The following is a 24955-nucleotide window of genomic DNA, read 5'->3' on the forward strand; positions in this document are numbered from 1 at the left end:
TATTTCCATTTATAAGCATAAAAAATGTTGTTGCATTTTTACTAGTACTAAACTCATCCGTATCTTTATATTTATCAATAAATTCATTTGTTATTCCTACGAAGTCAATATCTCCATTTTCATATAAATTTATATCAGCAGATCCCTCTTTTACAATTTTTGTATTTACAGACTCTAATTTAACACTATTTTTATCCCAGTAATTTTGATTTTTAGCCATTATATAAACATCATCTAATTTCCATTTAGTTAAAGTAAACGGTCCATTATATAATGTAGATTCTTTAGTTGTTCCATATTTATCCCCTTGATTTTCTACAAATTTTTCATTTTGTGGGAAAAATACTGGAAATGCCATCAACCTATCAAAATAGCTAACAGGTCTATTAAGTTTTATTTCTAATGTGTAATCATCCAATGCTTTAACACCTACGCCTTCAGCTTCTTTAGTTTTTCCTATATTGTAATCTTGAGCTCCAATAATATCATACATTATAAATCCATATTGAGACGCAGTTTCTGGATTTAAGGTTCTTTTAAAAGCATATTCAAAATCATTAGCAGTTACTTTATCTCCATTGCTCCACTTAGAGTCTTCTCTTAAATTAAAAGTCCACGTTTTCTTATCTTCTGATGATTCCCAACTCTTAGCAATACCTTCAACTACCTTACCATCATTATCTATCCTTACAAGCCCTTCCATAACATTATTTGCAGCACTAAATGATAATGAATCTGTAGATCTACTCATATCTAAAGAAGGTATATCTGAAGTACTTGTTAAATTTAATTCATTCTTTCCTTCTGCACTTGCCCACTTATAAGCATATTTTGCTCCGTATGGAATTATAGTTATTCCATCTACATAAGATTTTTGTATATAAGCACTACTACTTTGGAAAAGAGGCATTATGAATGCATCACTCAATAAAAGTTCTTCTGCTTTAGCATATTTTTTCCAACTATCGTTAATATTTGTTGAAGTTTTCCCTTCTTCTATTAAAGAATTATAGTCTTTACTATCATATCCACTATTTACTCCAAATTTTCCAGTAGTAGTAAACGTCTCTAAAAATGTTAATGGATCTGGATAGTCAGCAACCCAAGAACTATAAACTAAATCATAATCCCCTTGTGCCTCTAGTTGTTGTTTTTGCTTAAATGGTACTTGCTTTATTTCTACTGTCATTCCATCTAGATTTTTTTGTAGTTGACTTTGAAAAAATTCTCCTACTCTCTTACTACTTTCAACGTCTGATGTTAAAACTTCTATTGTAACCTTATCAAAATTCAATTCCTTTTTTACTTTTTCCCAATGTTCTTTTGCTTCTTTTAAATCATAACCACTTCCCATATTCCCAGCAATTTCTCTATAGTCTTTACCTTCATCATTTATGGCTAACCCCTCTGGTGTATAATAATTTACCGGATTTGATCCATTATTCAAAATCACACTAGTTATTTCGCTTTTATCAACCGCCATAGATATTGCAAGTCTTGCATCTTTATTTTTCAATAATTCACTAGAATTTATAACTTTATTCTCATCTTGACTACTACATCCTACTAAGATTGATGAAGTCATTAATGTAATCAGTGTCATTGTCGATACATATTTTTTTAATATCATCTAAATCCCTCCAGTTTAATATATTTTATTAACAAATGAGCTATTAGTTACACAATTTTAATCCTCATTTTCTTTCAATATAATCCATCTTTAAATTTAAATAAAAAAGAAAGTGAATAAATTTTATATTTCACTTTCTTTTTTATTTAAATTAATTTTTAGAATAAACTATATTTCCATCTATTATGGTGTATAAAGTTTCTGTAAATACTTCCATAGGATTACCTGTAAATATAGCTATATCTGCATCTTTACCAGCTTCAATACTTCCTAATCGATCATCAACTCCACAAATTTTAGCCGCATTTATAGTTATAGCTTTAAGTGCTTCATCTATTCCTAATCCTTTTTTAGCTGCAAATCCTGCACATATTGGCAAATACTGAATAGGTATTACTGGATGGTCTGTTGTTATTGCAACTTGAACTCCATTTTTGTTTAATTTTCCAGCTGTTTCAAATGTTCTATTTTTAAGCTCTACTTTACTCCTATTAGTTAAGCTAGGTCCCACAATCGCACTAAATCCTGAATTTTTTATGTATTGTGCAATAAGGTGTCCCTCTGTACAATGATCTAACGTCATATCTAAATCGAATTCTTTAGCAATTCTAATAGCTGTTAGTATATCATCAGCTCTGTGTGCATGAGCTTTTAGTGGTATTTTCTTATCCAAAACATCAATAAAACATTCTTGTTTTAAATCAATATCAAAGTATTCACCTTTTTGTTTAGCCATTTCCTTTTTATTTTTATAATTTAAAGCATTGGTTAATGCTTCTCTTAAAATTGCCGCAGTAGCCATCCTCGTAGATGGAGATATATTTTTAGATGAGTAAACTCTCTTAGGATTTTCCCCAAATGCAACTTTCATAGCTGCATCTTCTTTTACAATCATATCATCAATACATGTTCCACTGGTTTTTATAAAAGCAAATTTACCACCACATACATTAGCACTTCCTTGACCTGTCATTACAGAGGTTATCCCTCCTTCTATAGCATCCTTAAATGCTTCATCTAGAGGATTTATTGCATCTATTGCTCTTAAGTGTGATGTCAATGGTGTTATTGCTTCATTTATATCATCCCCCTCAAATCTTATACCTTCTTCACTTAATCCTATGTGGCAATGAGCTTCTATAATTCCCGGCATCACCCATCCGCCTTGAGCATCTATAACTTCCATAATATCTAATTCATTTATATATTTATCAACATTTATTATCTTCCCATCATCTATAAGTACACATCCATTTTCATAGTTTTCTCCGGTCATAGTTATAATTTTCCCATTTTTTATTAAAATCATTGAATCCTCCAAATTATAGTTTTAGTTTTATATACAATCGCATTTAATTTCGAAAAAAGATTTTGGATGTGAACATACAGGGCATATTTCTAATGCCTTTTTCCCATTATGAATATGTCCACAGTTCATGCATCTCCATGTAACCTCTTCTTCCTTCTTAAATACACTATTCTCATCTAAGTTTTTTATAAGCTCTAAATATCTTTCCTCATGCTGTTTTTCAATTTTCCCAACAGACTTAAAAAGATATGCTATATCATCAAAACCTTCTTCTTGAGCTTCTTTTGCAAATTTATAATACATATCTGTCCATTCGTAATTTTCTCCTTCAGCTGAGTCAATTAAATTGTTTTTCGTAGAGTGTATTCCATTATTAATTAATTTAAACCATATTTTTGCATGCACCATCTCATTGTTTGCTGTTTCTTCAAAGTATTGAGCTATCTTGTTATAGCCTTCTTTTTTTGCTTGATTTGCATAGTAATTATATTTAGCTGTAGCCTGAGACTCCCCAGCAAATGCTACCATTAAATTTTTAACAGTTTTGCTATCTCTTAAATCCATAATTATCCCCCTTAATATTAAGTAGTGCTTATTATCTTTAATATTAAGATTTCAATGATATTATTACTAAAAAAGAAAACCTTTTTCTTTCTATATGATATAATTTATATAATATTAATTTTAAGGTGGTAAGTTATATGAAAAATCCAATTGTTACTATGAAAATAAAAAATGGAAAATCTATAAAAATAGAACTTTTTCCAAATGAAGCTCCTGAATCTGTAAAAAACTTTATAAGTCTTATAAATAAGGGGTTTTATAATAATACAACATTTTGGAGAGTAGAAAATGATAAATTAATTCAAGGTGGTTGCCCAGAAAATAATGGTACAGGAGTTTTGGGTTATAGTATAAAAAGTGAGTGTTTAGCTAACGAAGTAGATAATAACTTAAAATTCACTAGAGGTACTCTTGGTTATGGTAGATTTGAGCACAATACAGAAAGTTGCCATTTTTTTATAGTTACTCAAGATACTCCTCAACTTGATAAAAATTTTGCTTCATTTGGACGAGTTGTAGATGGAATGGATGAGGTTGATAGAATAAGTAAAGTTGAAACTGAGTTAGAGGTTTTCTTACATAGAGCTGTTGAAAAAATATATATTGAAAGTATGACTGTAGATACATTTGGAATAGAATACGATGAACCAACTAAACTTTTAGGCTTATCTAAAGAAGAAACTTTATCAAAATGGAATGCTACAATGGAAGAACGCAAAAAAACAGGCTATAAAGTGATATAAAATTTCGCTTTGCTTGAGCGACTACGTCTGCGAACCACTTCATGTCGCCAACGACTTTGTCCGTTGCTCAAAAACATTTTTACGCTCAAGGCAGAATATTTTTATCTAACTTAACTTAATGTTTTATAACCAATTAGTTGATAAGTATAGTTTATTTAAGCGCAAAAATAAGTAGCATTAGCTACTTATTTTTTATTTAATGCTATATCTTTATTTTTATAAGCCTTGTAACAATTTAGGAATTCTCTAGTATTAAATATGTACTTACCACTTATTTGAGTATAATAAGCTCCTGTAGAGTCGTATATATCTTTTATTTTTTGTGTTAAATTTTTGTTGTAGTATCTTAGTTCTTTAAACTCTTTTTTTAATCTGTCAGCTGTTAACCATAATTTATTACAATTTATATCTGCAAGTCTTATATTTTCAAATGGAATGTTATTTTTTTGCCCATCTACATATAACTCAGCTAATATTTCCTGCAAGTTCTCATTTGTCAAATCATGATTAAGTTTTATGTATGTTATTGCACCCATTCCATCTCTACCTTTTTCATTTAATTTTTCTTGGTTTATAAGTGCATTTAATGGTTGTCTTTTTATGTATACATAATTTAAATCATCTAGTATATACTCTCCCCTTATATATTTAGCTGGTTTGTATATAACTAAAATTGGACTATATTCTCCACCTATTTCATCATCATTTAAATCTGTGATTTCATTTAAATCTAGCATATTATATTCTTTAGATATAGATCCATATCTTGATCTTTTGATAAGACTGTACATTCTAGAGTTTTTAGTTTTGTATAATATATTCTCTATATATGATTTGTCTAAAACTTCATTTTCATTTTGAGAGTTGTTTATATAATCTAATTTTGCAGCTTCTTTTAATTCATAAATATCATCTATACTTATATCAAAATATGCTGCCAATGATTTAAATTTTTCTTCCAAACTGTTTATATCTATATCAATATATTTTTGAAAATCTTCTATCTTTTCTTCTGATTTTATATTTAATAATAAAGTTCCTATTGAATGAATACTTATGCAACTTTCTTTTTCAAATAACAATTTAATAATATTATTTTTAAGCTTCTCTATATTTTGTGATATCCTTATAAAATCATTTATATCACAAATATCCATTTCATCATTATGTATAATATCTTTAGGTATCTCTATATAGTTATTTTCATCTTTTAAACATAATTTCAAATCATTTTCCACTATTATTTTTTCTATTAATTTTGCGCTACTACCTTCTGTCATCTTATTTCTCCTTACTATATATTGTCCTAAGTATTATTATACATAAAATTCTTAGTTAGTCATATTATTTTAATTATTGTTCATTTTCAATTATATATTTATTCAAAATATATTTTTTGTAAAAATTTATATTTTTTTAATATATTTTATGTGTATTATTGATCTTGGACTAGTATAATATTAATATATCAAAACTGAGAGTTGAGGTTTTTGCAATGAATAGCAATTTAAAAGAATTATTAAAAGATTATAAACCATATATAAATGGTCATCAAAATATGAAAAAAGCTTCTGTTTTAATTCCTATAGTAAGAAAAAATAATGAGGACTTTATACTATTTGAAGTTAGGTCAAAGACATTAAGGTCTCAACCAAATGAAATATCTTTTCCCGGAGGTATGATTGAAAAAAATGAAACTCCAATTTCTGCTTGTATAAGAGAAACTTGTGAAGAACTAGGTACTATCGAAAGCAATATAGAAATAGCAAGCGAACTTGATTTATTTTTAAGTCCTGCTGATATAATAATACATACTTTTGTTGGGTTTATAAACGACTTAGAAATTTCAAATCCAAATGTTGATGAAGTAGATCACATTTTTTTAGTTCCTTTATCTCATTTATTAGAAAACGAGCCTTTACGATATAAAAATGAAGTTAGAGTAGTTCCTAATAAAAATTTTCCCTATGACTTAATACCTAATAAAGAAAACTATAAGTTCAAATCAGGAAATTATGACTCTTTATTCTATAAATATAATGATTATGTTATTTGGGGAATAACAGGTAAAATACTCGAAAATTTTCTAAACTTAATTAAATAAATTTTAACTAAAAAGGACTCCATATTATATGGAGTCCTTTATTATTATAAAGTACAAGCATTTACTTCTTTATTTTTTAAATATTCATTTATAGCTTTTGCTGCTTTTCTACCAGCTCCCATAGCAGATATAACTGTTGCAGCTCCTGTAACTGCATCTCCTCCAGCAAAAACACCTTCTCTAGAAGTTACTCCGTTATCATCAGCTACTATACATTCCCATTTATTTATATCTAATCCTTTTGTAGTTGATGTTATAAGTGGGTTTGGAGATGTTCCAAGTGCCATTATAACTGTATCTACTTCCATTATAAAATCTGAATTTTCTATAACTTTAGGTCTTCTTCTTCCTGATGCATCAGGTTCTCCTAGTTCCATTTTTACACATACCATACCTTTAACTTCACCTTTTTCATCAACTAATATCTCAGTTGGGTTTGTTAAAGTATCAAATATTACACCTTCTTCTTTAGCATGGTGTACTTCTTCTAATCTAGCAGGAAGTTCTGCTTCACTTCTTCTATAAACTATATGAGTTTTAGATCCTAATCTAGCTGCAGTTCTCGCAGCATCCATAGCAACATTTCCTCCACCTATAACCGCAACATTTTTACCGCTTCTTACAGGTGTCATATAACCTTCTTTGTATGCCTTCATTAAGTTAACTCTTGTTAAAAATTCATTTGCAGAACAAACACCATTCGCATTTTCACCTGGTATTCCCATGAACTTAGGAAGTCCTGCTCCTGAGCCTACAAATACAGCTTCAAATCCTTCTTCATTTAGTAACTCATCTATTGTTATAGTTCTACCTATTATAACATTAGTTTCTATTTTAACGCCTAAGCTTTTAATATTTTCTATTTCAGGTTTAACAACGCCATCTTTAGGTAATCTAAATTCTGGTATTCCGTAAGTTAAAACCCCTCCTGGTTCATGCATAGCTTCAAATATAGTTACATCATATCCCATTTTAGCTAAATCCCCAGCACAAGCAAGCCCTGCAGGCCCACTTCCTATAACAGCTACCTTTTTGTTGTTAAGCTCTTCTGTTTTTGCTAAATCAAAATTTTGCTCTCTAGAATAATCAGCAACAAATTTTTCTAATTTACCTATTGAAACAGCATCTGATTTTATTCCTAACACACATAATCCTTCACATTGACTTTCTTGAGGACAAACCCTTCCACAAACTGCTGGAAGTGAGCTATCTTTTGCTATAACCTTAGCAGCTCCTTCAATATCCCCTTCTTTTAATTTGCCAATAAATCCTGGTATATTTACTTCAACAGGACACCCTGATACACACTTAGGTTTTTTACATTCTAAGCATCTACTTGCCTCTTTCATTGCTTCTTCTTTATTATATCCTAAACAAACTTCTTCAAAGTTTGTAACTCTAACTTCAGCTTCTTGTTGTCTAACAGGTATTTTAACTTTACTCATGATTAATTACCTCCACATCCGCATCCGCCATGATGATGCGTATCCCCTTCTTCTATTTTTAACGTAGCTCTACCTTCTTCTGTTTTGTACATAGCTTGTCTTCTCATAGACTCATCAAAGTTAACTAAATGCCCATCAAATTCAGGTCCATCTACACATGCAAATTTAATTTCTCCTCCAATATTAACTCTACATGCTCCACACATACCTGTTCCATCTACCATTATAGGGTTTAAACTTACAGTTGTAGGTATATTTAACTCTTTAGTTAACATACACATAAACTTCATCATTATCATAGGCCCTATAACTACTGCTTGATCATATTTTTTCCCTTGATTTTCAACTAAGTCTTTTAAACAGTCAGTAACTCTACCGTTAAATCCATATGTACCATCATCTGTACATACATAAAGGTTTCCTGCAACTTCTCTCATTTCATCTTCAAATATTAAAAGATCTTTTGTTCTAGATCCAACTATAACATCTGCATCTATACCGTTTTCCTTAAGCCATTTAACTTGAGGATATACAGGAGCTGCTCCAACTCCACCAGCTACAAATATTATTTTTTTATTTTTTAATTCATTTATATCTTCTTCGACAAACTCACTAGGCATTCCTAGTGGTCCAACAAAGTCAGCTACGTAATCGCCTTCTTCAAAAGTTTCAAGTTGTTTAGTACTAGCTCCAACTGTTTGGAACACTATACTTACAGTACCTTCTTCATTATTATAATCAGCTATTGTAAGAGGTATTCTTTCCCCTTTTTCATCATTTTTTATAATGATAAATTGACCTGGCTTAGAAGCTTTAGCTACTCTTGGAGCTTCTATGTCCATTAAATAAATACTATCTGTTAGCTGTTTCTTTTTTACAATCTTGTTTCCCATATCTCTATCTCCATTCTGCCAAATAGTTTATATTTTAATTTTAAACATTAGCCAACTTGAAGTTCAAGTTTCCCCTTATAAGTATAATTTTTTAATCAAACTTATAGGCTATATATTTAAAATCAATAATTTAATATTATATATTACATTTATATTATACAAAAAAAAACAACCTTTGTGGTTGTTTTTTGAAAATATTTTCCTATTTTTGTATTACTCCGTTTAATGAGAATGTTCTTGAGTCTAATATCTTAACATTTACAAGAGTTCCTATGATGTCTTGAACATCAGATTCAAAGTTAACTAACTTATTTTGTCTAGTTCTTCCTGTAAATTTATTTTCGTCTGTTTTACTTTTTCCCTCAACTAAAACTTCGACTACTTTTCCTTCATATGATTTATTTATTTCTGCACATACATTATTTACCTCTGCTAAAACTTTATTAAATCTTTCATGTTTTATTTCTTCAGGAATTTGATTTTCCATTTTAGCAGCAGGAGTTCCTTGTCTCTTAGAGTATATAAATGTAAATGCTGAATCATACCTAACTTTTCTTACAACATCTATAGTGTCCTCTACATCTTCTTCTGTTTCGCCAGGGAATCCTATCATTAGATCTGTAGAAAATGCTATATCTGGAACTTCCTTTTTAGCTTTTTCTATTATCTCTAAATAATACTCCTTAGTGTAGTGTCTATTCATTATCTTAAGTAATCTAGAACTTCCACATTGAACTGGTAAGTGTAAGAATTCACAAACTTTATCACAATCTCTAATAGCATATATAACTTCATCTGATATATCTTTAGGGTGAGATGTCATAAATCTTATTCTTTCTATTCCTTCTATTTCATTTACCATTCTTAAAAGCTCATCAAATCTAATTGGATTTTCTAAAGTTTTTCCATAAGAGTCAACATTTTGACCAAGTAAAGTTATTTCTTTTGTTCCATTAGCAACTAATTCTTTTATTTCATTTATTATATCCTCTGGAGTTCTACTTCTTTCTCTACCTCTTGTGTAAGGAACTATACAATAAGTACAGAAATTGTTACATCCATACATTATGTTTACAAATGCTTTAAGCTCAAATTTCCTATTGCTTCTAAGCCCTTCTACAACTTCTCCATCTACATCCCAAACATCTATTAAAGTTTTTTCAGTATCCATAGATTTAGCTAATAATTCAGGGAATTTGTATAAGTTATGTGTACCAAAAACTAAATCAACATGCTTATATTTAGTTTTTATTTCTTCAACAACATGACTTTGTTGCATCATGCATCCACACACAGCTATTTTTAAATCTGGATTCTTTCTTTTTAAAAACTTTAACTGACCTAAGTTTCCATATACTTTTAACTCAGCATTTTCTCTTACTGCACAAGTATTGTATATAACTAAATCACATTCTGCAGCTGTTAAACCTTGAATATATCCCATATTATCTAACATTGCACATAATTTTTCAGAGTCATGTTCATTCATTTGACACCCAAAAGTTTGTATCATATATCTAGGTTTTCTTCCATGTATCGCATAATATCTATTTGTCGTTTCAGCTATAGCTTCTATAAATCTATCTTGCTCTTGAATTTTTTCTATAGGAACGTGTACTTGTTTTCTTTTAGCCACAACTAGCCCTCCTTAAATTACTTCGATGACACTTTGCTGTCTAATTTTTGAATTTAAAATTAATTATACCAAATTTATACTTCATTTTAAAGATGCATTTGACATTTGCTTGTATATATTTTTTATAAATACAAATAATAGTATGTGTCTATTTTAAGATTAGACATAATAAAAAATAAAGGATGGAAGCTTATGATTGTAGTTTTAATTAGAAGTATAGTTCTTTATATGGCCGTACTAATAAGTCTTAGAATTATGGGAAAAGGCGAAATTGCAGAAATGAATTCATTTGATTTGGTTATAACGCTTCTAATTGCAGAGGTTGCCGCTATCCCTATGCAAAATAATGAAATTCCTATAATTTATGGAATAGCATCTCTTACTGGTTTAGTTTTTATGCAAATTATAATATCTTTTTTAACTCTAAAATTTAAAAGCATTAGATTTTTATTAAATGGAAATCCTGCAATTTTAATAGATAAAGGAAGACTTAACTATAAAGCTTTAAAAGAAGAAAGAGTATCTATGGATGAACTTTTAGAACAATTGAGAATACAAGGTTATTTCAACTTAAAAGATGTTTATTACGCAATTCTTGAAACTGATGGCAATCTTAGTATAGTACCTACTCCTAGTTACGAAAAAGTTCCTACCGAAAACTTTAAACATCTACCATTGCCCTTAATATTAGATGGTGAAATAATCAAACAAAATCTTAAGAGTATAAATAAAAGTTCAGATTGGCTTTTATCAATCCTAAAAACACACAATATAGATTCAGTATCAGAAACGTTAATTTGTGTATTAGATGAAAAAGATAACTTCTTTATACAGAAGAAATAATTTTTAGGAGGTGGATATATGAAATCTATTGTATTCACTATAGTTTGGACTATTGCTTTAGTTATATTTGGCCTTTTTATATCTGTAAAAGCTGAGGATTTTTCTCTTAAATATACTAATGAAATGAATAAACTAGAAATGTATGTTAAGAGTGAAGACTGGGAAAAATGTGAAGAGTATACTAATAACTTAAAGGATGACTTCAAAGAAGAATCCAAGCAGTTTTTTAAATTTTTAAACCATTGTCACATAGGTGATATTGAACTAGCTTTTAATATATTATCTGATGGTATTTATTTAAAAGACGTTTCAACTTGCTTAGAACAAATAGATGTAATAAAAATTTCTCTTCATAGGTTAATTGAGTCGGAAAAACATAGTCTTGACCATATATTATAGGATAATTAATATAATTTTTTATGAGTTTAAATTAATATCTAAAAAAAGGTGAATATATAAGCTTCTTGTTCAAGACTTATGTATTCACCTTAATATTTTTGCTATTTTAATATATATTTACTATTTACTTACTCATTTCTTTAGATTTTTCTATGCAGTCATCAATTGCTTTTATAACTGAGTTTCTGAATCCTTCAGCTTCTAAAGTTTTAACTGCTTCTATAGTAGTTCCCCCTGGAGAACATACCATATCTTTTAATTCACCTGGATGTTTACCTGTTTCAAGCACCATTTTTGCAGAACCCATAACTGCTTGAGATACAAATGTATAGGCTTGATTTCTTGGCATTCCCGCAGCAACTACTGCATCAGCCATAGCTTCTATAAACATAAACACATATGCAGGTGCTGACCCACTTGCCCCAATTACTGCATCTATTAAGTATTCATTTACTACTTCCGCCTTACCAAATGAGCTAAATATTTCCTTTACAAGATTTAGTTCTTCATCAGTTATATTTTTATTTTTACAAAGAGCACTCATACCTTCATTTACTAAAGCTGGAGTATTAGGCATAGTTCTAATAACCTTCTTATCTGAACCTATTACATTTTCTACTGATTCTATTGTTTTACCTGCGGCTATAGTTACAATTATTTTTTCATTGTCTATTAATTCTTTAACTCCTTCTAATACTATATCGTACACATTTGGCTTTACAGCTACAATAACTATATCACTGTTTTTTACTACTTCTTTAGAGTCATTTGTTATATTTATTCCATATTCATCTTTAGCATTTTCAAGTGCTATTTCATTTAAATCAGATGCAAACACATTGTTAGCCTCTACTAATTTAGATTTAACAATTCCTCCTATCATAGCCTTAGCCATGTTACCTGCCCCTATAAATCCTATTTTTTTGTTCATAAATATCTCTCCCATATATATATAGTGCAAGGTATTATTAGCCCCTTGCCATGACTATATTTTTATATAGACTACATATATTTTATGTAGTCTATAATTTTTCATATAACTTACCTCTAAGAACTTCTAATTGTTCTTTGAGTTTTTTATTTTCTTCTTCTAATTCTTTTATTTTTTTATCCTTGGCCATTATGATAATATCTTTTGACTTTGATGTTTTATCATATTTGGCTCTTTGATTTATAGTTTTACTTACTTGTTTATTTCTGAGTTCTTCAATTCTTGCTTTTACTTCTTTGTTGTTATAGAGGAATGTCTTAGACACTCCACTAAGTTGAGAAACACTATTAAAGTTAATTTTCTGTTCAGTCAAAGAGAGTTCTCTAATAGCCTTATCAACTTTATCCAAAGCCATTTGTGACCTTTGTTTTGCATATTCTTTTAATCCTTTTGTATTATCGGTCATTAAATTACATCCTCCCTTAACTTTCCATTTTTATGAACTAATTTATGTTCCTTAACTTTTTCTAATGTTTGCTCTAATATATTTAAATACTGTTTATTCTTTTCAGCCCAAAGTTCTCTACCACATCTATTGCTTATTTCAATTTGTTGTTTAACCTTTTCAATTTCTTCTTCATACTCGGGTATATTTTCAACTGTAGTGCAGAAACTTGCGCAAGTTAAACAATGGTTCATTTGTTGCCTACAAGGTAGTTTAGAAGCCTTAAAACATACTCCAAATGGTACTCTAACCGCATCTAAATTCTTTTTAACATATTCATATCTGATAAGATTTTCTCCTGCATCAGTTGTTGTATCGACTTCTATAAGCTCATTAGTTGATGTATCAACTTTAAATAATTCTAAATCCTCTGTATTCTTCCATTTCTCATATAATATATTTTCTGAAACAGTAGCATAGTGAACAGTCATTTGTAGACTCTGATGCCCCAATATCTGTTGTATAACACTTATCCCTATACCTTGCTCAACATATTCTTTTGCTCTTGTATGCCTTAATGAATGAAGTCTAAAATGGTATAATTCACCATTAATATCTCTAATATCTTTTTGTTTAATTAACCGTTTAATAGTATTTAATAAAGATGTTTTATTTAACGGTTTACCTTTTAATCTACCTTCATAAGTATTAAATAGATATTTCTTAGGATTATTCTCTTCCGTACTTAATTCTTTTGCTTTATCAATAGACTTTTTAACCATTTCAGCGACTTTATCTCTTATTGGTATTTTAAGTTGTGCTATTCCTGTTTTAGTTATTTCACCGCAAAGGTAGTAGTTATATCTTTCTTCTTTGCTATTCCATATTTGCTCTAAGCAATTATCATATCTAAGATTTAGAATATCAGTACCTCTCCATCCAGTTTCACGAAGTAATATATAAATAGGTATAAACTTTGGTCTATCTAAATTCATAATATTACTATCTAATTGTTTTAATATAGGCTCTGGAATAAATTTAACTCTTTTCATTTCATCTTGTACTTGTTCTCTTTTAGGAATATCATCTTGAAATATTAAAAATGACACTTCTTTTTTAGGTACTTTATCATATTGAGCCATTTGAATATATTCTAAAAACATCCTTATATAGGATATAAATTTGCTTTTATAAGCCACCGATTTATCTTTATAATCGTTATTTACCCAATATAAGTAATTTTCTATATCTCTTCTTGATAAATTTTCTATAAAACCATCTGTATACCCATATGAATAAAATTTATCAAAAAAATAATTTAAATTATTTAATATTTGAAAACAATGATTCCAACTCTTTTTTGTAATTATAGTCTTAAAATATCTTTTTACTATTTGTCTATAATAAATAGGAATCTTATTAAAGTTAATTTTATTATTATTACAGTGATTTACTCCACTTGCAGGTATTTTTGCACCTTTAATATTTTTTGAATACCATATATCTTTCTCAATTTCATCTCTACTATCATAGAAATCTTTAATAAAATCTATCAACACATTAGTAAATGAAAAATATCTTGTTTCTTCTTTAACATATTTTATATCTTCATTAATTAAATAAAGTTTCCATCTGTTGAATATTTTTACTTTATTTAAATTTGAAAATGTAGTAAACTCACTTTCATTCAAAAATATAGCTAAATGCTTTAGTACACTACCTTGCCTTACGATAACTTTATTAGTTAGTAGCCTTTCTTTAAACATATATAAAAAATAATATTTGACTTCATTTTTTATAACAGCATTATCTATATATGAAAAATTAATAGTTTTATAATTATAAATAGATTTACCCATGAAAAAATCTTTTGTTATATCCCATTTATCATTGGCTAGCCAATATCCATTATCTTGACTAAGGTATTCTATTATTTCATCATACTTACTTTTTTGATTATTTTTTATCTCTTGTAATTTTTCCACTTTATTCACCCTCTCCACTATAAATGTCTAAGTCTAAATTAGGTTGGGTTTTATTAAACTCTTTCGTAATCTCTTCATCAGAAGGGTGTATATAAGTGTTTAAAGTAGTATAAATATTTTTATGCCCTGCTCTTATTCTTAATAATTCAGGTTGCCATCCCGACATCCTTAACAATGTTAGTGAACTATGTCTAAACATGTGTGGAGTAACATATATTCCAGTCTTTCTCTTTAGTGTTCTGAATAAATTATCTGCATCAGTATAATTCATAGATTTATACTTATTACTACCACTAATCTTAATGAATATATGGTTGGTTTCAACTTCTTCTGTGTGATACTCTGCTATATACTCCATAAACATATCTGCAAGATTTTGAGAGATATCTATTCTTCGAGGACTTGATACTGTCTTAATTTCAGCATTGTTTTCAAGTTCACCTCTGTCCTTTAAGTCAATGACCATATCACTTATGTCAAAGTCCTCAATCCATAAAGATAAGGCTTCGCCTATTCTCATTCCAGTTTCATATAACAATGTTAGCAAGAACCTATCTCTAATGTTGTTGCAAGTTCTAATGAGTATTCCTATCTCTTCTTTAGATAATGTTTTTGGTTTAGTCTTAGGAACTTTTAATTTTAAGATGTTACTTGTTACTTTCTTTTGTTCATATGCTATTCCATATAAGAACCCTTTAAAATTTCTACTTGGAGTAGATACAAACTTTTTAAGTCTATCAGAAATATTATTACTATATTCTTCATGTCTTAGAATGTAATCATAAAATGCCAGTACAGTATTAACTATAATATTTACTGTCCTTGGACTTCTCGCTGTTTGTACTTGATGTGTAGGAATAACTTTCAGACTTTTATATGGATTTTGTAGCCAATTCACAAACAAGGCTAAATCATCAATAGTTACATTTTGAAAATCCAACTCTCTTTGTTGTAGATATTCAAAGTATAGTTTTAGATGTTGGCAATACATTCTTAAAGTATTTCTTGCATAATCTGTATTATCTTTAAATCTAATAAACTTTAATATAGGTTCTATTGGTAATCCATTATCATCTGCTACAAAGTATCGTTCTTTTTCATCTTCTGTTTTTACTTTCACTACTTCCATACTTTAATACACACTCCTATAAATTTATATTAATTACTATAAATACTATAATTTTTATAACTATATATTTAGTATTCCAAGTATTAAATTTATTATAAGCGTGTATTTAAACTACTATAAATACCATCTAATTATTTACACTATATTTCTTTTGTGTTATAAATTTATCATTTTGTTTAAATAGTTATAGGGTCTGTCTTAAGAATATAAATATCTTAAAACATACCCTATTTCAATACTTTTTATAAAATATATTAGAAGCTTTGCTCTGTTCTTCCTATTATTTCATCTTGAAGAGCTCTGCTTAAATTATTAAAGTGATCACTATATCCAGCAACTCTAACTATTAAATCCTTATATTCATCTGGATTTTTTTGTGCTGCTAGTAATACATTTTTATCAAATACATTAAATTGTATGTGGTGTCCATCCATATTGAAATAAGCTCTAACTAAGTTAGACATGTTTTCTAGTCCTTCTTCTCCTTGTACTACAGCAGGTGCAAATCTTTGATTTAAAAGTGTTCCTCCTGTTTTTAAATGGTCCATTTTAGAACATGACTTGATAACAGCTGTAGGCCCATTCGTATCTCCACCTTTTTCCGGAGATATACCTTCAGATAATGGTTTTTGACTTAACCTACCATTAGCACTAGCCCCCATAACTTCTCCAAAGTAAACATGGCATGTTGTAGGTAGCATATTTATTCTATACTCAGCTCCCATAGGAGACTTTCTTCCTGTGACTTCATTATAGAATGAATTAAATACATCTTGCATTAAATCATCTGCATAGTCATTGTCATTACCATACTTAGGAGTTTTGTTAACTACCATGTTATATATAGCTTCGTATCCATTAAAATTATTTTTTAAAGCTTCTAGTAATTCGCTCATGTTAAACTTTTTCTTATCAAATACATTGTATTTGATAGAAGTTAAACTATCTGTTATAGTTCCTATCCCAACACCTTGTATATATTTTGTGTTATATCTTGCTCCACCTGCATTATAATCTTTTGCAGTTTTTATACAATCATCTACTATAACACTCATAAGTGGGGCTGGCATATGCTTTGAGTATATTCTTTCAATTACATTGTTTCCTTTTACCTTTATTTCTACAAAGTGATTTAATTGAGACTTAAATGCATTAAATAACTCTTCGTAAGATTTAAAGTTATTAGGATCACCAGTTTCTATACCAAGTTTTTTATTTGTCACAGGGTCTATCCCATTATTTAAAGTTATTTCAAGGATTTTAGGTAAATTTAAATAACCTGTAAGTATATATGCTTCCTTACCATAACATCCTGTCTCTACACAACCACTAGTTCCACCACATCTAGCATCTTCTATTGTTTTACCTGCTTCTAATAACTCTTGAATTATTGCTTCTGTGTTATAAAATGCAGGCTGACCCCAACCCTTTCTAGAAATTTCACATGCTCTTTTTAAGAACTTACTTGGAGTTTTTTTACTAATTTGTACATTTGAACTAGGTTGTAATAATTTCATTTCATCCATTACATCTAGAATTATATAGCTTACATCATTAACTCCATCTTTACCATCTTCCGTTATTCCTCCTGTATTTATATTTGCAAAGTCAGTGTATGTTCCACTTTCTTTTAGTGTAACCCCTACTTTTGGAGGTGCTGGTTGATTATTAAATTTAATCCATAAGCATTCTAAAATTTCTTTAGCCATATCTCTATCTAATGTATCGTTTTCTATATCATTTTCATAAAAAGGATTTAAATGTTGATCAAATCTACCTGGACTAAATGCATCCCATATATTAAGTTCCGTAGTAACTCCTATGTGAACAAACCAATACATCTGAACTGCTTGGTGGAATGTTTCTGGTTTATTTGCAGGTACTACCTCACAATTTTTAGCTATAGTTAATAAATCTTTTTTCTTAGCTTCATCAGTTTCTTTCTCTGCTAATTGCTTAGCATACTCATGATAACGTTTTCCGTATATAATTAAAGCATCACAAGCAATAGCCATTCCCTCTAGCTGAGCTTTTTTATCATACGCTTCTTTATCGTTAACAAAATCTAGTTTGCTTATTGCTATTTCAATTTCCTTCTTTAAGTCTAAAAATCCCTTTTTATATATTGTTCCACCACAAACTGTATGTCCTGGGGCTCTTTGTTCCATGAACTCTGTAAAAACTCCATTTTCATAACAATCTATCCATTCTTGTTCCATAGAACTAACTATTTTTTGTCTTATTTGTCTATTTTTCCAAAAAGGTATTATTTCATCTTCGTGAATTTTCTTTATATCATCACTCACTTTAAAAGATATAATATCTCGTTTATCCATTATATCTAAATCTTCCATTGTATGGCAGCATAATTCTGGATAAGTAGGTGTACTTTGTGGCGAATCTCCTTTTTCTCCAACTATAAGTTCTCCATCATTTATACAAAGAGTTCTATTTTCCATATAGTGTTTAAACGCTAAAGCTCTAAGTACTGGTATTTCAACACTTCCCTCATATTTCTTATATCCTTCTGTCATAAGCCTAGCTCTTTCAATAGTTATAAAAGGTTGAGTCTCTATACTTTGCTTTCTAAGTTTTTTAGTCCTTTCAAAACTTCCTCTTTCCATATGATTATCCCCCAATCTTTATTTCAAAATTATTTGCTTTGAAAATTTGTTTTATTTCCTCTAATTTCTCGTCTGAAGGTCGTTTTAAATTTTCTCCTTCATACTGCATATAAAGCTTTCTGTATTTATGCATTCCTATATTGTGGTATGGCAATATATTAACTTTTGCAATGTTTAAAGGCTTTATAAAATCTATTATTTTTTTAATTTCTTCATTGTTATCATCTACATTAACACCTTCTATTAATGGTATTCTTATGTTTATATTTGCTCCTTTTTCACTTAGCATCTTTAAATTATTTAGAATTAATTTATTTGATTTATTAGTAAAAAATTCATGTTTTTCATCACTTATTAATTTTATATCATATAAAAATGTATCCACAAATGGCAATATAGCTTCATAGTTATCAAACTTTGAATGTCCACATGTATCTATTGCTACGTTTATACCTTTTTGTTTTAGTGAAATTACTAGTTTTTTTATATATTCTATATCCTGAGTCATTACTTCTCCTCCAGATAAAGTAACGCCTCCACCTGACTCTTCATAAAACGCCATATCTTTTATTAATTCTTTTACTAAATCTTTTATTTCATATGTTTTCCCAACTATTTCCCTTGCATTATTTAAGCAACAATCTATACAAGTCTCACAAAATTCACACTTTTCTTTTTCTAATTCAATTACATTTAAACCTTTATATATAGCTTCATTAGGGCATTTCTCTATACAAGTCCCACACTTTAAACATTTTTCATCATTGTATAAAACTTCTTTTTTGTAATCCTGACTTTCTGGATTATGACACCATATACATTCTAAAGGACATCCTTTAAAAAATACTGTAGTTCTAATTCCATCCCCATCATGCAAACTATATTTTTGTATATTCAATATGAGTGGCTTATTCATTTAATCACCTTCAAATAGTTTTAGTTATTATTAAAAGGATTCGGAGTTGCAACAACTATCATCCTTACCATTTTATTTGTATAATTAGCCCAATTGTGATTTCTTGAAGAATTGTAGTGTATACTATCTCCAGGATATAATTCATGTTGTTCCCCATCTAAAAATAATGTTAGTGTTCCTTCTAATACATATACAAATTCTTCTCCTTCGTGAGAATATGACTGTATATCTTCATCTGTATTATTTGGAAGAATATCTAAAAACCTAGGAAGCATAATCTTTTCCTTTAAGTCATTAGATAAATTGTACTGGATACATCCAGATGTACATATATTAAAAACTTCTTTTTCATAACTTCTAATTATTGGTCTTTTCTTAGTTCTTGGCTTTAAAAAGAAATAAGATAACTCAACTTCAAATACATCTGCAATGCTTCCTAATGTGTCTGTTGCTATACTAGTTAATCCTCTCTCTAACTGAGATAAAAAACCAATAGATAAGTTAGTTTTTTCACTTAAATCTTTTAATGTCATTTTTCTTTGTGTTCTCAAGCTTTTTATCTTAGCTCCTATATGCTCATTCATCTTCAACCCCTCTTTCGAAAACCATTTCCTCAATTTAAATATACTACATTGTTATAAATTTGTCTATCATATTTTTTAGTTATAATTAACTTTTTTTAGTTATATCAAATTTTTTATATGTCAAATTTAATATAAGAAAAGCTATAGGTTATTAACCTATAGCTTTTTCATTTTTATTTTCCTTTTTTACACTACAAACAATAAATCCTAAACAAGTTATTACTATCGATAGTATATATATAGTTTTTAATCCAAATACATCTATTCCAAATCCAACCGGTAACTTAATTAATGCAGAAGAAACACCTATTGCCATTGATGTTAATGTTAAAGCTGTAGCTTGAATCTCACTCGAAAATTTATCTTTTATATATCCAATATATGAAACTAACATTGTTGAAAATGCTAAAGCTGTAAGCGGAGCTGTAAGTATAAACATCATTGGAGAAGTTGCAAATAAGCAAGTTATCCATCTTATTAAAAATGTAAGTATACCTATTTTAAATACTTTTTTATATCCATATTTTAAAACTAACGAATTAATTTTTGACATAAAAAATATTTCAGGTAAAGCTGTAAAGATTACTAGTATACCTATATCACCTTCACTTGCACCTAAGTCAATTAAATATAAACCTTGATATGCATTAGTTACTTCACTAATACTTATAGTACATATAACAATAGCTAAAAGCCATAAGTATGATTTATCTTTTATAAGCTCTTTTAAATCTTCTTTCATCGTTGAGCCTTTTAATTTTTCTTCTTCATCATATTTTTTAGAATTTAAAAACGGAAGTACTATTAAAGAAACCACAAATAAAATTATATAAACTAAGAAGATAATCTTAGAATTTGATGTTACTTTTATAAGTTGCCCTGTTAAAAAACTTATAAGTGCAAAACCTACAGACCCTCCACTTCTTATAACTCCATAATTTAAATTTTTATGCTTACAATAATCTGTAGTTATATTATCGGCTAAAGGTGATATTGCATATCTAAATGCCTCTGCCAACGTAGCTACTATAAGTAATACAGGGAATAATTTTACACTTGAGTACATCCCCATTATTAAACAGTTTATAGCTACACAAATTCCAAGTATTTTTTTATCTTTTTTAGTTATATCGGTTATAATTCCCCAAAGTGGAACAACTAATATACCTATTATTGATGGTATAGATGTTATGATTCCTATTTGCGTAGCAGATAAATTTAATGATCCTTCTAAATATGGAACTATATATGGTATAAATGCTCCTAAACCACCATATATAAGCACATAGTATAAATAGTATTTTGTCATGTCTTGCTCCCTTCAATCTGTTAAATACACTCCATTATATCATATTTTTGTATTGAAATGACAAAAAAAGACCTAGATATAGATGAAAATCTATATCCAGATCTCTTCTCTAGTTAGATTTAGAAATCAACCAGTTTTTACCTTCAACTAACCTAGCAACCATCATCGCACAAACAGTGTTTCCTGCTGAATTTAATAGTGTTGCTGGTGCATCTATAACTGTTCCTAAAACAGTTATTATCGGTAGCATTTCTGGAGAAAATCCAAATACACTAAGTATTAACATTTCTCCAATTACTCCCCCACCTGGTATAGCACCTACAACAGCACCTACTAAAAACGAAACTACTAATATACTTAATAGTGTTGATGGGTTAGTTATATCCATTCCGAAAATTCCCATTAAGAATGTTATTTTTAATACTCCTCCAATTACAGACCCGTCTTTATGAATATTAGCACCTAGTGGTACAACTGTTTCAGCTATATCATCTGGCACTCCCATATTTTTAGCTGAAACTAGATTCACTGGTATGCATGCTGCACTTGAACAAGTAGCTACCGCTGTAACTGTTGGTCCAACTGCATTTTTCCAGAAAATTTTTATACCTTCTTTTCCTCCAGCTAAATAAGCATATATTGTATAGAATCCAAAGTAGTATATAACCGTTATTCCTAAATATAATAAAAATGCAGTTACATAACCAGAAAGTATTTGAGTTCCTAATTCACCTATAACAGATGCAAAGTAACACCCAAGACCTATCGGTGCATAATACATTATTATCTTTATAATGTTTCCTATAACTTCTGATCCTTCTTCCACAAATTTTGCTATACCTTTTGCCTTTTCTCCAGCCATTGCAGTCGCAAGCCCAAATAGTACCGCAAATACTATAAGTTGTAACATATTTGACTTTGAAAATAACATGTTAAAATCATTAACTGTTACAGTTTTTACAATTTGATCTAAGAAACTAACTTTTTCAGCTTCTACGATTTCTCCACTTCCTATTATAGAAGTAAACATGCTAGAATCTAATCCTTTAGTTGGGTTTAAAATTATAGCTCCTAAAATACCTATTAATGCTGCTATGAATGCTGTTGATAAAAATACTATAACAATATTACCCATTATTTTCCCTAATCTTTTCATAGTGTTCATATTTGCTATTGCTGATGAAACACTGAAAAATACAAGAGGCACTAGTGACATAAATAATAAATTTAAAAATAAGTCCCCAAAAGGCTTTAGCATGGTAGCTTTAGGTCCTAAAACTACACCTACAATTCCTCCGATTAATATTGCGCCTAGTAATATTAATGATGATTTATAATTTTTCAAAAATTTTTTCATTTGTCTTCTCCTTTTAATACTATCGCTTTAATGCACAATGAATTTTATTATATTATTATTTTTTTACCATGTACATTGCGTAAAATGCCCTATGCATTGTAAAAAGTGCTATACTATATATAGACGATTACAATTTATCTTATTTACGGTATATTAAATTGTAAATATTTTTAAAGTTATTACTATTATTTGAATATGAGAGGTTGTTTTTATGGATATAAATAAAGAAAATATAGATAAGGTTGGATATCTTGATGATAATTTTAAAATATTTCATATAAAGGATATGAGGGATATAAAGTTTGACTATCATCATCATGACTTTAATAAAATTACAATTTTAATCTCTGGTGATGTAGATTATTTAGTAGAAGGAAAATCATATAAATTAAAACCTTGGGATATTTTATTTATAAATAATACTGAAATACATAAACCTATTATAAATCCTAATAAATATTATGAACGTATAGTTATATGGATAAATCCAGAATATATAGAAAAACATAATATATACGGAGATGATTTATTCACTTGTTTTAATATATCAAGTAAAAATAAATCTAATTTGTTAAGACTTAATCCAAATGACTTAGAAAATTTAAAAAATATTTTATTTAAAATTAAAGCTGCTGAATCTTCTGATGAGTTTGGCCATATTATACTTAAAAATTCTTTATTTATACAATTCTTAGTTTTAATTAATAGACTATTTTTAAAAAGCGATGATACTTCAGAGGATGTTGAGTACGATGAAACAATTCAACAAATTTTTAGTTATATAAATGATAATTTAAATAAAGATTTATCTATAGACACTATAGCTAATAAATTTTTCATGAGCAAGTATTATCTAATGCGTAAATTCAAGTCTCAAACCGGAAGCTCTCTACATAGCTATATAGTTCAAAAAAGACTTATTTATGCTAAGTCATTAATAAAAAAGGGATATCTTATGAGTGATGCTTGTATAGAATGTGGATTTAAGGATTATTCAAGTTTTGTTAGAGCTTTTAAAAAAGCTTACGGAGTTTCACCTAAACATTATTTAGATAGGATAAGTGAATTCGAAAAAAATCCATTTGATATAGAATAAAAAAACATGTCTAAAGTTTAAACTTTAGACATGTTTTTTATAATTCAATATTTTGACCTATTTTTTTCTCTAAAGATTTTTTATAAATTTTATCAGCTACTACCATGTCAAACAGCCCCATTCCAACCGACTTGTACAGAGTAGTTTTTTCTTTTAAGTTCACGTTATTATTTTCTTTGAAAAATTCTCCCATGTTCTTAATATCATCTGATTTTATCAATCCTTTTTGTATCGGTACATATAAATCTCCACTTTCTTCCTTCGCAAAATCAGTGTCTACTACTACAAGATCTGCAATTTCAAGTAATGCATCTGGTAACTCTCTCATGTCAGGTTTATAAGAGCCTATTGCTATTATATGTTTTCCTCTAAACAATTCTTTATCTTCTTCTATAACTGGTTGGTATGAAGTTGTCGCTGTTACTATAACTTCACTTTTTTGAACTAATTCTCTAGAAGTTTCTACTATATGTATATTAATATTTTTTAATTCTTTCTCTAGTTCATTTTTTAAATTAACTGCTTTTTCTTTTGTTCTATTATATAAGTAAACATTCTCTATATTTCTTGCCTTACATGCATATATAATTTGATAAAACCCTTGAACTCCTGTACCTATCAATCCTATATTTTTCACATCTGCTCTTGTTGTATGTCTAACTCCAACACCACCTACTGCTCCAGTTCTAATTGCTGTAAGTGTTTTCCCATCCATCATGCAAACAACTTCCCCTGTATCTATATCATTCACTAACATAATTCCATCAATTATAGGTTTGTTTATTTTTGCATTATTAGGTGCCACTGTAAGTATTTTCGTACCAAATGATTCTTTCGTAAAACAAGGCATATATAAAGAAGTTAAATCATTATTCTCAACTTGTAATCTATCTGGCATATTATACTCATTGTTTACATACATTCTATATGCATCTTCTATAGCATCCATACACTCATCTAATGTTATAGACTTTATTATATCTTCACTATTTAAATAAATCATAAAAAATCTC

Annotated in this window: 22 protein-coding genes; 5 read left to right on the top strand and 17 right to left on the bottom strand. The window is 28.6% G+C overall.

The genetic code is table 11. The features are described from left to right. The 3 genes from ACRDDE_RS07070 to rbr form a co-directional block, all read right to left on the bottom strand. The coding region (locus ACRDDE_RS07070; RefSeq protein WP_438626570.1) for an ABC transporter substrate-binding protein at window positions 1-1630 on the bottom strand (1630 nt) is incomplete at its 3' end. A 151-nt stretch (window positions 1631-1781) separates the two neighbouring features. Beyond that, a complete protein-coding gene (locus ACRDDE_RS07075; RefSeq protein ID WP_438626572.1) occupies window positions 1782-2939 on the bottom strand; it encodes an amidohydrolase in 1158 nt (385 codons plus the stop codon). A 27-nt stretch (window positions 2940-2966) separates the two neighbouring features. Then, window positions 2967-3503, bottom strand: coding sequence for a rubrerythrin (gene rbr, locus ACRDDE_RS07080; protein WP_438626574.1), 537 nt, complete (start codon window positions 3501-3503; stop codon window positions 2967-2969). Between the two features lie 137 nt (window positions 3504-3640). On the opposite strand from rbr, the gene ACRDDE_RS07085 reads away from it, so the two are divergent. Beyond that, the gene (locus ACRDDE_RS07085; RefSeq protein ID WP_438626576.1) at window positions 3641-4246 is read left to right on the top strand and encodes a peptidylprolyl isomerase; all 606 of its coding nucleotides are present in this window, start codon (window positions 3641-3643) and stop codon (window positions 4244-4246) included. 185 nt (window positions 4247-4431) lie between these two features. Here the strand turns inward: ACRDDE_RS07085 and ACRDDE_RS07090 are convergent, their stop codons facing one another. After that, complete coding sequence (locus tag ACRDDE_RS07090; RefSeq protein ID WP_438626578.1) at window positions 4432-5526, bottom strand: hypothetical protein; 1095 nt, start codon at window positions 5524-5526, stop codon at window positions 4432-4434. Window positions 5527-5741: 215 nt separating this feature from the next. Between ACRDDE_RS07090 and ACRDDE_RS07095 the strand changes: the two genes are divergently transcribed. Beyond that, on the top strand, window positions 5742-6350 hold the full coding sequence (locus tag ACRDDE_RS07095; RefSeq protein WP_438626580.1) for an NUDIX hydrolase: 609 nt from the start codon (window positions 5742-5744) through the stop codon (window positions 6348-6350). Between the two features lie 44 nt (window positions 6351-6394). Here ACRDDE_RS07095 and gltA read toward each other — a convergent pair whose 3' ends face one another. The 3 genes from gltA to miaB form a co-directional block, all read right to left on the bottom strand. Continuing rightward, window positions 6395-7795 (bottom strand): NADPH-dependent glutamate synthase, encoded by a 1401-nt coding sequence (gene gltA / locus ACRDDE_RS07100; RefSeq protein ID WP_438626582.1) that lies wholly within the window; start codon window positions 7793-7795, stop codon window positions 6395-6397. 2 nt (window positions 7796-7797) lie between these two features. Continuing rightward, entirely contained in the window at window positions 7798-8688 is an 891-nt protein-coding gene (locus tag ACRDDE_RS07105) for a sulfide/dihydroorotate dehydrogenase-like FAD/NAD-binding protein (RefSeq protein ID WP_438626584.1), read from the bottom strand. Window positions 8689-8890: 202 nt separating this feature from the next. Continuing rightward, window positions 8891-10324 (bottom strand): tRNA (N6-isopentenyl adenosine(37)-C2)-methylthiotransferase MiaB, encoded by a 1434-nt coding sequence (gene miaB, locus ACRDDE_RS07110; protein WP_438626586.1) that lies wholly within the window; start codon window positions 10322-10324, stop codon window positions 8891-8893. Window positions 10325-10516: 192 nt separating this feature from the next. On the opposite strand from miaB, the gene ACRDDE_RS07115 reads away from it, so the two are divergent. Next, window positions 10517-11167 (top strand): DUF421 domain-containing protein, encoded by a 651-nt coding sequence (locus tag ACRDDE_RS07115; RefSeq protein ID WP_438626588.1) that lies wholly within the window; start codon window positions 10517-10519, stop codon window positions 11165-11167. An 18-nt stretch (window positions 11168-11185) separates the two neighbouring features. Continuing rightward, on the top strand, window positions 11186-11566 hold the full coding sequence (locus ACRDDE_RS07120) for a DUF4363 family protein (RefSeq protein WP_438626590.1): 381 nt from the start codon (window positions 11186-11188) through the stop codon (window positions 11564-11566). 124 nt (window positions 11567-11690) lie between these two features. Here the strand turns inward: ACRDDE_RS07120 and proC are convergent, their stop codons facing one another. The 9 genes from proC to ACRDDE_RS07165 all read right to left on the bottom strand — a co-directional run bounded on the left by proC (window position 11691) and on the right by ACRDDE_RS07165 (window position 22846). Next, window positions 11691-12497: a pyrroline-5-carboxylate reductase gene (gene proC, locus ACRDDE_RS07125; RefSeq protein ID WP_438626592.1), complete on the bottom strand. Its 807-nt coding sequence runs from the start codon at window positions 12495-12497 to the stop codon at window positions 11691-11693. Between the two features lie 91 nt (window positions 12498-12588). Further along, window positions 12589-12963 carry a DUF6262 family protein gene (locus ACRDDE_RS07130; RefSeq protein WP_438626594.1) on the bottom strand — a complete coding sequence of 125 codons (375 nt, stop codon included), beginning with the start codon at window positions 12961-12963 and terminating at the stop codon, window positions 12589-12591. Continuing rightward, on the bottom strand, window positions 12963-14927 hold the full coding sequence (locus tag ACRDDE_RS07135) for a tyrosine-type recombinase/integrase (RefSeq protein WP_438626596.1): 1965 nt from the start codon (window positions 14925-14927) through the stop codon (window positions 12963-12965). Before ACRDDE_RS07135 ends, ACRDDE_RS07130 begins: the two co-directional genes overlap by 1 nt. A gap of 1 nt (window position 14928) precedes the next feature. After that, on the bottom strand, window positions 14929-16056 hold the full coding sequence (locus ACRDDE_RS07140) for a tyrosine-type recombinase/integrase (protein WP_438626597.1): 1128 nt from the start codon (window positions 16054-16056) through the stop codon (window positions 14929-14931). A gap of 254 nt (window positions 16057-16310) precedes the next feature. Continuing rightward, entirely contained in the window at window positions 16311-18680 is a 2370-nt protein-coding gene (hypD, locus tag ACRDDE_RS07145; RefSeq protein WP_438626599.1) for a trans-4-hydroxy-L-proline dehydratase, read from the bottom strand. A gap of 4 nt (window positions 18681-18684) precedes the next feature. Next, complete coding sequence (locus ACRDDE_RS07150; RefSeq protein WP_438626601.1) at window positions 18685-19596, bottom strand: trans-4-hydroxy-L-proline dehydratase activase; 912 nt, start codon at window positions 19594-19596, stop codon at window positions 18685-18687. 20 nt (window positions 19597-19616) lie between these two features. After that, a complete protein-coding gene (locus ACRDDE_RS07155; protein ID WP_438626603.1) occupies window positions 19617-20180 on the bottom strand; it encodes a helix-turn-helix domain-containing protein in 564 nt (187 codons plus the stop codon). A gap of 151 nt (window positions 20181-20331) precedes the next feature. Continuing rightward, window positions 20332-21489 (bottom strand): MFS transporter, encoded by a 1158-nt coding sequence (locus ACRDDE_RS07160; RefSeq protein WP_438626605.1) that lies wholly within the window; start codon window positions 21487-21489, stop codon window positions 20332-20334. Between the two features lie 109 nt (window positions 21490-21598). Further along, entirely contained in the window at window positions 21599-22846 is a 1248-nt protein-coding gene (locus ACRDDE_RS07165; protein ID WP_438626606.1) for a dicarboxylate/amino acid:cation symporter, read from the bottom strand. Between the two features lie 211 nt (window positions 22847-23057). Here ACRDDE_RS07165 and ACRDDE_RS07170 point away from each other — a divergent pair, with 211 nt between their 5' ends. Continuing rightward, entirely contained in the window at window positions 23058-23942 is an 885-nt protein-coding gene (locus ACRDDE_RS07170) for an AraC family transcriptional regulator (RefSeq protein WP_025162480.1), read from the top strand. A 37-nt stretch (window positions 23943-23979) separates the two neighbouring features. Here the strand turns inward: ACRDDE_RS07170 and ACRDDE_RS07175 are convergent, their stop codons facing one another. Next, entirely contained in the window at window positions 23980-24945 is a 966-nt protein-coding gene (locus tag ACRDDE_RS07175; RefSeq protein WP_438626608.1) for an ornithine cyclodeaminase family protein, read from the bottom strand. Window positions 24946-24955 lie beyond the last annotated feature (10 nt).

It is taken from the genome of Paraclostridium sp., from assembly GCF_051656405.1.
Classification (GTDB): domain Bacteria; phylum Bacillota; class Clostridia; order Peptostreptococcales; family Peptostreptococcaceae; genus Paraclostridium.

Bases quoted from the DNA above. Each gene is read 5' to 3' on its own strand.
- ACRDDE_RS07090 (WP_438626578.1), bottom strand. From the start codon at position 5,526: ATGACAGAAGGTAGTAGCGCAAAATTAATAGAAAAAATAATAGTGGAA.
- gltA (WP_438626582.1), bottom strand. From the start codon at position 7,795: ATGAGTAAAGTTAAAATACCTGTTAGACAACAAGAAGCTGAAGTTAGA.
- ACRDDE_RS07140 (WP_438626597.1), bottom strand. From the start codon at position 16,056: ATGGAAGTAGTGAAAGTAAAAACAGAAGATGAAAAAGAACGATACTTT.
- ACRDDE_RS07165 (WP_438626606.1), bottom strand. From the start codon at position 22,846: ATGAAAAAATTTTTGAAAAATTATAAATCATCATTAATATTACTAGGC.
- ACRDDE_RS07095 (WP_438626580.1), top strand. From the start codon at position 5,742: ATGAATAGCAATTTAAAAGAATTATTAAAAGATTATAAACCATATATA.
- ACRDDE_RS07120 (WP_438626590.1), top strand. From the start codon at position 11,186: ATGAAATCTATTGTATTCACTATAGTTTGGACTATTGCTTTAGTTATA.
- ACRDDE_RS07160 (WP_438626605.1), bottom strand. From the start codon at position 21,489: ATGACAAAATACTATTTATACTATGTGCTTATATATGGTGGTTTAGGA.
- ACRDDE_RS07085 (WP_438626576.1), top strand. From the start codon at position 3,641: ATGAAAAATCCAATTGTTACTATGAAAATAAAAAATGGAAAATCTATA.
- ACRDDE_RS07130 (WP_438626594.1), bottom strand. From the start codon at position 12,963: ATGACCGATAATACAAAAGGATTAAAAGAATATGCAAAACAAAGGTCA.
- hypD (WP_438626599.1), bottom strand. From the start codon at position 18,680: ATGGAAAGAGGAAGTTTTGAAAGGACTAAAAAACTTAGAAAGCAAAGT.
- ACRDDE_RS07115 (WP_438626588.1), top strand. From the start codon at position 10,517: ATGATTGTAGTTTTAATTAGAAGTATAGTTCTTTATATGGCCGTACTA.
- ACRDDE_RS07155 (WP_438626603.1), bottom strand. From the start codon at position 20,180: ATGAATGAGCATATAGGAGCTAAGATAAAAAGCTTGAGAACACAAAGA.
- rbr (WP_438626574.1), bottom strand. From the start codon at position 3,503: ATGGATTTAAGAGATAGCAAAACTGTTAAAAATTTAATGGTAGCATTT.
- ACRDDE_RS07175 (WP_438626608.1), bottom strand. From the start codon at position 24,945: ATGATTTATTTAAATAGTGAAGATATAATAAAGTCTATAACATTAGAT.
- ACRDDE_RS07170 (WP_025162480.1), top strand. From the start codon at position 23,058: ATGGATATAAATAAAGAAAATATAGATAAGGTTGGATATCTTGATGAT.
- ACRDDE_RS07075 (WP_438626572.1), bottom strand. From the start codon at position 2,939: ATGATTTTAATAAAAAATGGGAAAATTATAACTATGACCGGAGAAAAC.
- ACRDDE_RS07150 (WP_438626601.1), bottom strand. From the start codon at position 19,596: ATGAATAAGCCACTCATATTGAATATACAAAAATATAGTTTGCATGAT.
- proC (WP_438626592.1), bottom strand. From the start codon at position 12,497: ATGAACAAAAAAATAGGATTTATAGGGGCAGGTAACATGGCTAAGGCT.
- ACRDDE_RS07105 (WP_438626584.1), bottom strand. From the start codon at position 8,688: ATGGGAAACAAGATTGTAAAAAAGAAACAGCTAACAGATAGTATTTAT.